This is a genomic window from Marinobacter sp. W-8, assembly GCF_044342215.1.
GTDB lineage: Bacteria > Pseudomonadota > Gammaproteobacteria > Pseudomonadales > Oleiphilaceae > Marinobacter > Marinobacter nauticus.
The window spans coordinates 3,001,269-3,012,126 of sequence record NZ_CP172297.1 but is presented as its reverse complement, the minus strand read 5'-3'; the positions used below and the strand labels follow the sequence as shown (position 1 = coordinate 3,012,126).

Here is a 10,858-nt window from a genome sequence, read left to right as displayed (position 1 = left end):
AGACACACAAACATGGCAAACCCAGCAACCAAATGGCTCATCGCCGCCTTCGCCGCCACCCTTCTGGCGGGCTGCTCCGGAGATGAACCCGAAATCGTTGAAAAACCCGACCCGGTACAGTTTGAATCCGGCGACGAGTGCCACGTCTGCGGCATGGTCATCACCAACTTCCCGGGCCCAAAAGGCCAGGCCTTCACCGAGCGAGAGCAGAACATCCGGAAATTCTGCTCCACCAAAGACATGTTCGCCTGGTTCCTGCAGCCTGAAAACGAAAACCGGGATCACACCCTCTACGTCCACAACATGGCCGAAAGCCACTGGGACAGCCCGGATGACACCCACCTGATCGACGCCCGCGAGGCCTTCTACGTGGTCGGCTCAAACCTCAACGGTGCCATGGGCCCAACCCTGGCCTCGTTCGCCAACAAAACCGACGCCACAGACTTTGCGGCCGAGCACGGCGGCAACGTACGGGCGTTTGCCGACGTCACGCTGGAGGATCTGAATAATGGTATGACGATGCACGATATGAGCGGGATGGATGATATGGCTGGTATGCACGATGCAGATGAAGCTGGTATGGCTGATGATCACAGTAGCCATGGCGCGGGCCATTGAAGTGGCTACCCTAAAACCAAGGTTGCAAGGTCTTATGCTCGAATTACAGGTCTTCAGAGACTATATCTCCAAAGATTGAGAGAGTGGGTGAGGGTAGGTTTTCCAAAAATTTGCGGAGCCAGGGATGGCGGAGCAGAAGCGACACAGGGAAGTGCCGTAAGGAGCGTTTTTTGGAAAACCTACCCTCACCCGCTCCAACTCCGAAGCTGGCAGGCCAGGTCAGCCGCCAGTCATATTCATAAATCGAAGAATCTGCACATCCCCATTGCTGGAAAAATGATGCCGCTCCGGCTTCAGATCCATGGCCTTGATGATCGCCTCCTGCAGCTTGTCATCCGTCACCGGATGCCCCCGCAACACCCGGCGAAGATCCACTGAATGCTCATTGCCCAGGCACAGCAGCAGCCGCCCCTCCACCGTCACCCGAACCCGATTGCAGGTCGAACAGAAATTGTGGGAATGCGGCGAAATGAACCCGACACGAACCTCGCTGTCCGGCATCCGGAAATAACGCGCGGGGCCACCGGAATCTTCCGTTGCCGGAATCAGCTCATGGCGCCTGCGGATAATGTCCCGCACCTCCTCACTGGTGCACAGAGCCAAACCACGATCGTGCTCTGAAATCTCCCCCAGCGGCATCTCCTCGATAAAGCTGATGTCCACCTGCTTTTGACGGGCAAACTCAATCAGCTCCGGAATCTCCTCGTCGTTGCGGCCTTTCATTACCACCGTATTCAACTTGATACCACGGAAGCCTGCGTCCCGGGCGGCATCAATACCATCCAGAACCTGGCTGAGATTACCGGTGCGGGTAATGGCGCGGAATTTATCAGCGTCCAGGGAATCCAGACTGATATTGAGACGGTGCAAACCGGCTTTGCGCAATGGTTCCGCCATGGTGGGCAACTGACTGCCGTTGGTGGTCATGGCGAAGTCACGGAGGCCATAAGTGCCGACTTCGCGCACCAGTTCCAGGATGTCTCGTCGCACCAGCGGCTCTCCGCCGGTCAGCCGGATCTTCTCTGTGCCCAGAGCAACAAAGTTTCGTGCCAGCCGGGCGATCTCTTCAAGGGTCAATACCTGTTGGCGTGGCAGAAAGGTCATGTCTTCCGCCATGCAATACACGCAGCGGAAATCGCAGCGGTCAGTTACCGACAGGCGTACGTAATTGACGGTGCGGCCAAATCGATCGGTCAGCTTGGCATGCGGCATAGGCAGGTTACCCTGTCTTGAATCATATGGTTAAAGGATAGCCAAAGTATCACAGATAACCCAACTCAATCCGATACCTCTCGGGGGGTAATCCCCCTGCCGAACGAAAAACGGGGCCACACAGGGCCCCGTTGTCACAGCTGGAAACCGACTACGCGCGTTCAGTAACGGCGGTTTCTGAAGCGCTCTCCAGCGGTACCAGGTCCGGGAAGAATATCCCTTTGACCACCTGCCAGGTGACCGCAAGTGCTCCCACAATAAACACCACATCGCCAATGGTGCGAATCCATCGTAGGGTCTGCAGTATGTCGCTTTGCAGGAAGGCTTCACTTCGGGCGTACCAGAGTCCTTCACTGGCGCTGGCGAGGAACTGGATAATTCCGACCGGCAGCAGGCTGGTGAACAGCATGAGGACCAGGCCGATGTTCAGCCACCAGAAACCGATCTTCATCAACCGCTCGTCAAATACGATGCGCGGACGGATGTAGCGCAGTATCAGCAGCGAGAATCCCAGAGCCAGGAAGCCATAAACACCAAACAGTGCGGCATGAGCGTGAGTGGGTGTCGGATTCAGCCCCTGAATATAGTAAAGCGCAATCGGCGGGTTGATCATGAAACCAAGCACCCCGGCACCCAGCATGTTCCAGAAGGCAACGGCGACAAAGAACATGAGCGGCCAGCGGATGTTCTCCATCCACGGAGCGCGGGTTTTAAGCCGCCAGTTTTCCCAGGCCTCGTAACCGAGCACAACCAGCGGCACCACTTCCAGGGCACTGAAGGTGGCGCCCACCGCCATAACCGGCGTGGTGGTTCCGGAGAAGTAAAGGTGATGGAAGGTACCGGGAACACCGCCGAGCATGAACAGGCTCGCCGAGGCCAGACTGGCGGAGGTGGCCACGGTGCGAGACACCAGCCCCATGCTGCAGAAGATAAAGGCCAGCGCGGCAGTGGCAAAGACCTCAAAGAAGCCCTCTACCCACAGGTGCACAATCCACCAGCGCCAGTATTCCATGATGGAAATGTGGGTTCGCTCACCATAGAAGAAGCCTGCGCCGTAGAACAGGCCAATGGCCACCACCGACGCGGTCAGCAGGGCCAGCAGGTTCTTGTCGCCCGGTTGGCGAAGCGCCGGAACAATGCCCCTCAGCATTAACACCAGCCAGAACACAATGCCCAGGAATTTGCCGATCTGCCACAGGCGGCCCAGGTCAACGAATTCATAGCCCTGGTGGCCCAGCCAGAAACTCAGGTTTGGCGGCATAATCTGGGCAATCGCCAGGAAATTACCGATGAACGAACCGGCAACTACCACCACAAGGGCCCAGAACAGCACATCGACCCCCAGTTTCTGGAACTTTGGATCTTTGCCACCGTTGATGATAGGGGCCAGGAACAACCCGGCAGCCAGGAAGCCGGTGGCAATCCAGAACAGAGCGGCCTGGATATGCCAGGTTCTGACCAGAGAATACGGCAGCCATTCTGATGTATTGATACCGTAGAAACCCTGGCCTTCCACCGTATAGTGCGCAGTGAAGCCGCCAAGCATGACCTGGAAAGTGAACAAACCGACCACCAGTAACAGGTATTTTCCCAAAGCCTTTTGTGAGGGGGTGAGTGCGACAGCGCTGATTGGGTCCTTCAATGGTGCCGCCGGCTCCTCCTCTTCATGCTTGCGCAGGAAAGCCCACGCCCAGATCAAGCCACCGACACCGGCAATGAGCAGAATGACACTGATCACCGACCAGACGATGTTTTCACCACTGGGCTTGTTATCAATCAGGGGTTCGTGCGGCCAGTTGTTGGTATAGGTGACATCGCTTCCCGGGCGTTCGGTGGCTGCAGCCCAGGCGGTCCAGAAGAAAAACTCGGTCATCCGCTGCCGGCGCTCAGCACTGGGCAGGGTGTTCTCTTTCATGGCGTAATTTGAGCGGGTCGCCTGTAGCTCTGGTGCATCGCTGAACAGCCGGCTGTAATAGTCCGCGGTCTCGGCAATGGCGCGGGCTCTGCGTTCCGAAATCCGAAGGGTGCCGGTCGCATCGTCATAGCTGTTAGTGCGGTATTCGGTTTTCAGATCATACTGAAGTGCATTCTGTTGTTGGCCACTGAGGCTGTGCCAGTCGGCGCCGAATTCCTCCTGCGCTGCGATTTGCAGCCAGGCCTTCAGTTCCCGGTGAAGCCAGTCAGCAGTCCAGTCCGGAGCCTGGTAGGCGCCATGCCCCCAGATAGAGCCAACCTGCATGCCGCCCATGGATTGCCAGGCCGTCTGACCGTCTAGGATGCTGTCCTCGGTCATCAGGGGTTTTCCGCTGGTGGAGACCACCTGATCGGGGATGGGCGGGGCTTCACGGTAGACCTCCCGGCCAAAGTAGCCGAGCAGGGTAAACGTGACTGCCAGGATACCAATCAGAATCCACCAGAGTTTCCGGTACTCAGCCATGGCGGGCACCTCCCAGCTGGCCGTCCACGCGATGGAACAACACGTTGTTCTCCAGGTGAATGTGTTGCTTCAGGTCGTTCTCCAGCTCGGTCAGGCCGGAGTACAGGGCTCGCCATGTATTGCAGGCGCCCTCGGGCAGGGTCAGTTTGAAGGTGAGGTTGTGAATTCTGGCGAGCGCATTACCGTGATCGTCATGCTCGCTGCGCATGACCGATACCGGCCCTACGGCCATGCCGGTGATTCCGCGCGCTATCATCGGAAACAGGATTTGTTCTTCCTTTTGCATGTGTGCTTCAAGTTCGGCCTGCATGCTCTCCAGGTGGGCACTCAGGCCGCTGGGGCAACGTGGATGCTGGCTGTGAACCCGCTCAACTCTCTGCGCCAGACGAATCAACTCAGGCAGTTGATCGCGGTGAACATCGTGATAGCGAGTGAGGATATGTTCAATCAGATCCTCGTTACCGATTTTCTCAGCGGGTATGTTCTTTTCCATCCTGATTCTCAGTGAATCCAGTTGGCTGGCAAGAGTGTCGGGGTCCAGCCCCTTGGCAATAGCGGCGTCTGCCAGAGAGGTGTTGCCTCCGCAGCAGAAGTCCAGCTTGTGGCGATGCAGTACCGCAGAGGCGCCGGGAATGTCCCGCGCCAGCTGGCCGATTGGCTGTTCTGTCAGATTCATGGTCTCATCTCCTCTCTTAAAGATTTATTTAAGATGAATCTTTATGGGCGATTCTTTATTGATTCATCTGGTATGTCAATTAAAAAATCTTGGGTGCGTAGTCTCCCGGAATCTTTGATGGCAAAGTTTTTAAAGTGTCGGTGGTTGCTGGTTGATTTTCGATCGCTCGGCCTCTAGTATAAAAATGTATAAAGTATCTATGTTATTGGGGTTGCTATGGAACATTTTGAGAAATGGCTGGTCCTATCCAATGCCGGGGTGTTGGTGTCGTTTATGGGGTTGTTGGTCACGGTGGTACTGGCCTACCCATTGGCGGGAGCCCTGGCCTTGCCTGCGCAGATTGCGGCCCATATGGGCACCCTGTTCTTTGCGGTAGGGGTTAAGATTGCTTACGTCGCCAGGCTTGCGTTCCTCAGCAAACTGGGAAGACCTGTGCACTGAATCACGGTAGAATAGATGCAGTTATGAACGGTCAAGAGGCCCACGCCATGGGCGCACAGCCAGGTAAAACCGGTTTCCGGATTCTTGCGTATATGAGTGTGGGGTTGGCGGCAGCGGGTGTGGTTTTGCCGCTTTTGCCAACAACCCCTTTTGTTATTCTCGCGGCCTTTTTCGCCAGCAAGAGCTCCCCGGCCTTTGCCCGGTGGCTGGAAGACCACCCGACTTTCGGCCCGGCGATTGAAGAATGGCGCGCCCGGCGAGCCATTCCGCGCAAGGCCAAGTTGATGGCGTTTGCCATGATGGGGTTGAGTTGGAGCATGCTGGTCTGGCTCGGGTCGCCGGTTGTGGTACTGGCTATCTCGGGGCTGTTTTTGTTGGGGGTAGCCGGGTACATGTTGAGCCGGCCATCCTATTGATGATTTTTGTCATTTTGGAGTTATGAATGCACATCACCCGTTACACCGATTATTCACTCAGAGTGCTGATCTATCTGGCTGCAGAGGGTGATCGTCTGGCGACCATTCAGGAAATTGCCGACAGCTACGACATATCCAAGAATCATCTGATGAAGGTGGTCCACCAACTCAACAAGAAAGGCTACATCGAGACTATCCGTGGCAAGAAGGGCGGGATGAGGCTGCATATGGCGCCGCAGGATATCAATATCGGAATCCTGGTGCGTGAAACCGAGCAGGACTTCAGTATCGTGGAATGTTTTTCCTCCAAAAATGCCTGCAAGATCACTCCGGTATGCGGACTTAAAACCATGTTTGGTGAAGCCCTGAAAGCCTTCCTTGAGGTGCTTGATCGATACACGCTCGCCGACGTGATTCAGGACCACCACCGACCACAGCTGTTGCGACTGCTCCAGATTGCTTGATTGCTGAACTGACGCACTGCTCTTTGTGCAGTGCGTCAGACCTCCCAGGCTTCAAACGAGTATCCAGAATTATACGTTTACGGGGTTCGCGGATCTCCGTTCCGGCAGTGAATATCGCAGGACTCTCTGCAGCACAGTTTTATACTGGCTCATAAATGAGCCGGTGTTGTAGTGAATGCCGTGTTTGCGACAGATTTCCTGCACCCGCTCGGAAATCTCAGGATAGCGGTGCGCTGGGAGATCCGGAAACACGTGATGCTCGATCTGGTAGCTCAGGTGTCCACTCAGAATGTGCAGCCAGCGGCCACCTGTGAAGTTGGAAGAGCCGGTAAGCTGGCGCAGATACCAATGGCCCTTGCTCTCACCTTCGCATTCCCGTTCTGTAAAGGTTTCTGCATCCTGAGTGAAGTGACCGCAGAAAATCACCGTTGAGGCCCAGAGGTTCCGGATCAGGTTAGCCCCGACGTTGCCGGCCAGCACGATAGGGGCCACTGGCAGAGTCAGCAATGGAAAGAAGACATAATCCTTGAATGCCTGGCGGCCGCCTTTACGAAAAAAGTCTTTCAGGAACGGCAGTTTCTCGCGCCAGGAGACCTCCCGGCGACGTAGCTTCTCGGTTTCCAGTTCATGTAAACCCACGCCCCACTGAAAGAACACGCTCAGCAAGATGTAGTTGATGAACTGCAACGTGTGCCAGGGCTTCCAGGGCTCGTCATCGCTCAGGCGTAGCACCGCATAGCCGTAGTCCCGGTCTTTGCCGATGATGTTGGTGTAGGTGTGGTGCTCGTAATTGTGAGTCCGGCGCCAGGACTCACTGGTGCATACCGTATCCCACTCGTAGGTCTGCGAGTTGAGGGTGGGATCATTCATCCAGTCGTACTGGCCGTGCATCACATTGTGGCCAATTTCCATATTTTCCAGAATCTTTGCCACGCCGAGGGTGGCTGTTGCCGCCACAAACACCGGCGGAATAAAGCCGAAGGGCATCATCACCCGGCCGCCGACTTCAAGGGCGCGGTGCAGGCGAACGATCTTGCGAATGTAGCGGGCATCCCGCTCGCCAAGATCGGCCAAGACCTCATCGCGTACGGCATCCAGATCTTTCTGAAGTTCGTTGAGCTGTTGTTCGTCAAGTTTGATCATAAGGTCTCCTTGCGGCTGTATGAGGCCACGCTCGAATTCTGTGTGTCAGGCTTCCAGAGTCACCGGGCCACGGGGTACGGAAATGCAGAGTTGAACGCTTTCCTCTCCGGGACCGGAGGCTTTACCCGTCAGCCGGTTAATCACGGTGCCGCTGGTTTTTCGGCAACTGCATTGGTGGCAGATGCCCATGCGGCAGCCGTATTGAGGTTTGAGGCCCGCGGCTTCTGCGATCTCCAGCAGTGTGGCATCGCCGGAGGAATCCACATTGAGGTCCGCGCGGGCAAAACTCACCTGGCCGCCGAGTGTTTCATCACCGAGAGGGGAGGAAACCGGAGGGGCGAAAAACGTACAGTGAATCTGTTCTTCGTCCAGACCACGCTGGTAAAGCAGTTCATTGGCGAGATCCATCAGCCCGCCCGGTCCACACAGATAAACCTCCCGGGCCTTCAGGCCGGGCACGGAATCCAGGTCGGCGTCGTTCAGGTAGCGCGGTTCGTCGCTTTCGTGGGTGCATATGATCTGGACCGAGAGCGCTGAGTAACGAGCCGCAAGTGCTTCCAGTTTTTCACCGGCGATGACATCATCCCTGGTGCGCACGAAATAGAGCAGTGTGACTGGCGCCCGGAAGTGTTCCGCCGCCATGGTCTCCAGCAAGCTCAGAATCGGCGTAATGCCGCTTCCTCCGGCAATCAACAGCACCGGTTTTGACACGGCTGGCATCAGGAAGTCGCCAAAGGCTTCGGTCAGGCCCAGCACAGAACCTTCTTCCAGATGATCGTGGAGCCAGTGGGTGACCAGCCCTCCGGGCAGGCGTTTGATGGTCAGTGTGATCATGCCATCGTTCTGCCAGAGCAAGGGAGAGCTGGACAAGCTGAAGGTACGCTGGCGCCGAACTCCGTCAATATCAACACAGATGTTCACGTGCTGGCCGGCATGAAAGCCACTCCATCGGCTGGCAGGCCGGAGCACAAAAGTCTTGGTGTCGTGAGTCTCGACCAGAATGCGCTCTACCCGTGCAGGTGTGTACGCTTGTATCCACATGGGATTGATGGCCTCCGCCAGTGGATCAAAATAACTGGCAGGGTTGCTTCGATTCAGTAACTGTCGGCCAAGCCAGTGCATGGCGCGGGTCTGGTTCATTTTTGCCAACATAGGTTTTCTCCACGGTTTGTACCTGATCGTTGGTAACGATGTGTACACTTGTTCACTTATGTGTACGACTGTACACAGTGAGGGTTGTCGTAACAATCAGGGGGGCGCTTCGTTGGCTCAGAATGACAAGTTTTGCGGACTTTTCTGCCGTCAGATGTGTACACTTGTTACCGCAACTATCGTGATAGGAAGACCATGACAGACAGACCGAAACGCAGGTCCGGCGAAACCCGAGAGAAGCTGATGAACGCAGCGCTGACTCTGGTGGGCAAGGGGCGGCACTTTGCCAGCCTGGGTATTCGGGAAGTGACCCGGCAGGCCGGCGTGGTGCCAACGTCGTTCTACCGTCACTTTCGCAGCATGGACGACCTGGGGTTGCAGCTGGTGGACGAGCTCGGGCTGGTCCTCAGGCGGATGATGAGGGAGGCCCGGGCCAACGTGTTGCAGGCCGACAAGCTGATTGAGGAATCGGTGGGTATCTTTGTGGCCCATGCCCAGGCCAACCGCAGTTTTTTTCTGTTTATGGCTCAGGGGCTGGCAGGCGAGAGCCGGGCCGTTCAGGAAGGGATTCGCAGCGAGATGCGGTTTTTTGCCAGTGAGCTGGCCAATGACTTGCGCCGGCTCCGGCTGATGGAACACCTGAGCGATGCCGATCTGGAGTTGACCTGCGATCTGGTGGTGCGCACCGTCGCCTTCAGTCTGACCGATCTGCTCAGCATTTCCGAAGACGACGATTATCAGATCGGGCAGGTGCGAAAACGCACGACCCGATTCCTGCAGATGATCTTTGTCGGGGCTGGTCACTGGCAAAGCGACTGACCCCGTCCTGGGTTACTTGCGGGTTCGGGCGCGCTTCTTCTTCGGCGGCAGTATCAGCGATTCCAGCTCATCCAGAGCCTCACCGGTATAAACCGCCAGTTTCTGCATGCTCGGCAGCGTATCCCTGCAGCCGGTAAAACCGAAATTCAGCGATCCGGCATAGCTCAGGCAGGTGATGTTCAGTGCGCCGCCGTGAGCAATCAGCGATACCGGATACATGGCCTCAAGCCGGGCACCTTCATAATACAGCGTGTCTTCCGGGCCGGGCACGTTGGAGATAGTCACGTTGAAGACTGGTCGCATCCGCCCCCCGAGACCCGACATCAACTGCAGAATGTAGGGTGACATCAGCAGCATGGTGTACTGGGTCAGGGCACTTTTGGGAAGTTTCTGCAGGTGCTCCTTGGCCCGTCGGGTCGAGGTTTTGATCTGTTGCAGGCGGTTCAACGGGTCAGCTTCGTCGGTGGCCAGCGAGGCAATCATGAAACTGATCTGGGTGCCCGTACCCTCGTCGTCTGCCGGTCGGATATTTACCGGTATACCGGCCGTTAGCGGGGTGTCGGGCAGATTGTTCTGCTCCGCCAGAAAGCGCCGCAATGCGGTGCCACACAGGTAAAGCACGATGTCGTTCAAGGAGCCGCCGGAAGCATGGGCCAGGTTTTTCAGTCGGTCCAGTTGATAATGCTGGGTGGCGAAACGTCGCTGCGCGGTAACCCGGTGATTGAGCACCGAAACCGGGCCTGTGAAGGGCGCGGTCAGTCCGTCTTCCGGGTGTCGAACCGAATGCACCAGGCGATTGCCTGCCTGCCATAGCCTGGGGGCCATGTCTGCCTGGAGTTTCAGGGCGTCCATGGCCTGGGAAACCGCAGCGGGCACGCTGGCCTCTTTGTCGGTTTTTGCGCCACGGCGTTGGTGTGGGCGTACCGTCCAGGGCGGCGGCATATTGCAGCGTTCGGGATCGGTGGTGAGCACCCTTTGCATCAGCCGCACGCCACTGATGCCGTCAATCATCGAGTGGTGCATTTTGGTGTAAAGGGCGAACCGGTTGTTTTCCAGGCCTTCAATAACGTGGCATTCCCACAGCGGCCGGGAAAAATCCAGGGGGTTAGAGTGCAGCCGGGATACCAGAATACCCAGTTCGCGCTCGCCGCCGGGGCGGGGCAGGGCTGAGTGCCGGACGTGATAATCCAGATCGATATCCTTATCGACTTTCCAGGCCGGGGCGATCACGCGCCCGAGGAAACCGGACCAGGCCAGTTTGTATCCCCAGGGTGGTGCCACATCGCCGGCTTCTTTCATTCGAGTGACCATGTCACGCAGGAAGGTTTCTGGTGCCCCTTCCGGCAGTGAGAATATCTGAAGCGTACCCACATGCATCGGGGTGTCTTCAGATTCAACCGCCAGCCAGGAGGCGTCCAGGGTTCCGAGACGTTTCATTCCTTGTCATTCTCCGCCAGTCATTTGTGTTTTGGTTGTTTCT

At 56.8% G+C, this 10,858-nt stretch carries 11 protein-coding genes; 5 read left to right on the top strand and 6 right to left on the bottom strand.

The window, feature by feature from the left end; genetic code table 11:
• Positions 1 to 12: 12 nt before the first annotated feature.
• Positions 13 to 618 carry a nitrous oxide reductase accessory protein NosL gene (locus ACF8YQ_RS14060; RefSeq protein WP_396621761.1) on the top strand — a complete coding sequence of 202 codons (606 nt, stop codon included), beginning with the start codon at positions 13 to 15 and terminating at the stop codon, positions 616 to 618.
• A gap of 219 nt (positions 619 to 837) precedes the next feature.
• On the opposite strand, the gene moaA is transcribed toward ACF8YQ_RS14060, so the two are convergent.
• From moaA to ytfE, 3 genes are all read right to left on the bottom strand, one after another.
• Positions 838 to 1,830 carry a GTP 3',8-cyclase MoaA gene (gene moaA, locus ACF8YQ_RS14055; RefSeq protein ID WP_014422443.1) on the bottom strand — a complete coding sequence of 331 codons (993 nt, stop codon included), beginning with the start codon at positions 1,828 to 1,830 and terminating at the stop codon, positions 838 to 840.
• 151 nt (positions 1,831 to 1,981) lie between these two features.
• Positions 1,982 to 4,267, bottom strand: coding sequence for a nitric-oxide reductase large subunit (locus ACF8YQ_RS14050; protein ID WP_396621760.1), 2,286 nt, complete (start codon positions 4,265 to 4,267; stop codon positions 1,982 to 1,984).
• Positions 4,260 to 4,943, bottom strand: a complete 684-nt coding sequence (ytfE, locus tag ACF8YQ_RS14045) for an iron-sulfur cluster repair protein YtfE (protein WP_396621759.1) — start codon at positions 4,941 to 4,943, stop codon at positions 4,260 to 4,262. Before ytfE ends, ACF8YQ_RS14050 begins: the two co-directional genes overlap by 8 nt.
• A gap of 216 nt (positions 4,944 to 5,159) precedes the next feature.
• On the opposite strand from ytfE, the gene ACF8YQ_RS14040 reads away from it, so the two are divergent.
• Genes ACF8YQ_RS14040 through ACF8YQ_RS14030 form a run of 3 tightly spaced genes read left to right on the top strand, consistent with a single transcriptional unit; the run spans position 5,160 to position 6,264 of the window.
• A complete protein-coding gene (locus tag ACF8YQ_RS14040; RefSeq protein ID WP_226596613.1) occupies positions 5,160 to 5,384 on the top strand; it encodes a hypothetical protein in 225 nt (74 codons plus the stop codon).
• 23 nt (positions 5,385 to 5,407) lie between these two features.
• On the top strand, positions 5,408 to 5,800 hold the full coding sequence (locus ACF8YQ_RS14035) for a YbaN family protein (RefSeq protein WP_224849464.1): 393 nt from the start codon (positions 5,408 to 5,410) through the stop codon (positions 5,798 to 5,800).
• A 26-nt stretch (positions 5,801 to 5,826) separates the two neighbouring features.
• The gene (locus ACF8YQ_RS14030) at positions 5,827 to 6,264 is read left to right on the top strand and encodes an Rrf2 family transcriptional regulator (RefSeq protein WP_224849467.1); all 438 of its coding nucleotides are present in this window, start codon (positions 5,827 to 5,829) and stop codon (positions 6,262 to 6,264) included.
• 69 nt (positions 6,265 to 6,333) lie between these two features.
• Here the strand turns inward: ACF8YQ_RS14030 and ACF8YQ_RS14025 are convergent, their stop codons facing one another.
• Positions 6,334 to 7,407 carry a fatty acid desaturase family protein gene (locus ACF8YQ_RS14025; RefSeq protein ID WP_396621758.1) on the bottom strand — a complete coding sequence of 358 codons (1,074 nt, stop codon included), beginning with the start codon at positions 7,405 to 7,407 and terminating at the stop codon, positions 6,334 to 6,336.
• A 45-nt stretch (positions 7,408 to 7,452) separates the two neighbouring features.
• Positions 7,453 to 8,559 (bottom strand): ferredoxin reductase, encoded by a 1,107-nt coding sequence (locus tag ACF8YQ_RS14020; protein WP_396621757.1) that lies wholly within the window; start codon positions 8,557 to 8,559, stop codon positions 7,453 to 7,455.
• Between the two features lie 195 nt (positions 8,560 to 8,754).
• Here ACF8YQ_RS14020 and ACF8YQ_RS14015 point away from each other — a divergent pair, with 195 nt between their 5' ends.
• Positions 8,755 to 9,378 carry a TetR family transcriptional regulator gene (locus tag ACF8YQ_RS14015; protein WP_396621756.1) on the top strand — a complete coding sequence of 208 codons (624 nt, stop codon included), beginning with the start codon at positions 8,755 to 8,757 and terminating at the stop codon, positions 9,376 to 9,378.
• Between the two features lie 12 nt (positions 9,379 to 9,390).
• On the opposite strand, the gene ACF8YQ_RS14010 is transcribed toward ACF8YQ_RS14015, so the two are convergent.
• The gene (locus tag ACF8YQ_RS14010) at positions 9,391 to 10,815 is read right to left on the bottom strand and encodes a wax ester/triacylglycerol synthase family O-acyltransferase (RefSeq protein WP_114434538.1); all 1,425 of its coding nucleotides are present in this window, start codon (positions 10,813 to 10,815) and stop codon (positions 9,391 to 9,393) included.
• Between the last annotated feature and the right edge of the window lie 43 nt (positions 10,816 to 10,858).

What these genes read in the sequence shown, in the direction of transcription:
- ACF8YQ_RS14060 (WP_396621761.1), top strand. Translation starts at nt 13, where the DNA reads ATGGCAAACCCAGCAACCAAATGGCTCATCGCCGCCTTCGCCGCCACC.
- moaA (WP_014422443.1), bottom strand. Translation starts at nt 1,830, where the DNA reads ATGCCGCATGCCAAGCTGACCGATCGATTTGGCCGCACCGTCAATTAC.
- ACF8YQ_RS14050 (WP_396621760.1), bottom strand. Translation starts at nt 4,267, where the DNA reads ATGGCTGAGTACCGGAAACTCTGGTGGATTCTGATTGGTATCCTGGCA.
- ytfE (WP_396621759.1), bottom strand. Translation starts at nt 4,943, where the DNA reads ATGAATCTGACAGAACAGCCAATCGGCCAGCTGGCGCGGGACATTCCC.
- ACF8YQ_RS14040 (WP_226596613.1), top strand. Translation starts at nt 5,160, where the DNA reads ATGGAACATTTTGAGAAATGGCTGGTCCTATCCAATGCCGGGGTGTTG.
- ACF8YQ_RS14035 (WP_224849464.1), top strand. Translation starts at nt 5,408, where the DNA reads ATGAACGGTCAAGAGGCCCACGCCATGGGCGCACAGCCAGGTAAAACC.
- ACF8YQ_RS14030 (WP_224849467.1), top strand. Translation starts at nt 5,827, where the DNA reads ATGCACATCACCCGTTACACCGATTATTCACTCAGAGTGCTGATCTAT.
- ACF8YQ_RS14025 (WP_396621758.1), bottom strand. Translation starts at nt 7,407, where the DNA reads ATGATCAAACTTGACGAACAACAGCTCAACGAACTTCAGAAAGATCTG.
- ACF8YQ_RS14020 (WP_396621757.1), bottom strand. Translation starts at nt 8,559, where the DNA reads ATGTTGGCAAAAATGAACCAGACCCGCGCCATGCACTGGCTTGGCCGA.
- ACF8YQ_RS14015 (WP_396621756.1), top strand. Translation starts at nt 8,755, where the DNA reads ATGACAGACAGACCGAAACGCAGGTCCGGCGAAACCCGAGAGAAGCTG.
- ACF8YQ_RS14010 (WP_114434538.1), bottom strand. Translation starts at nt 10,815, where the DNA reads ATGAAACGTCTCGGAACCCTGGACGCCTCCTGGCTGGCGGTTGAATCT.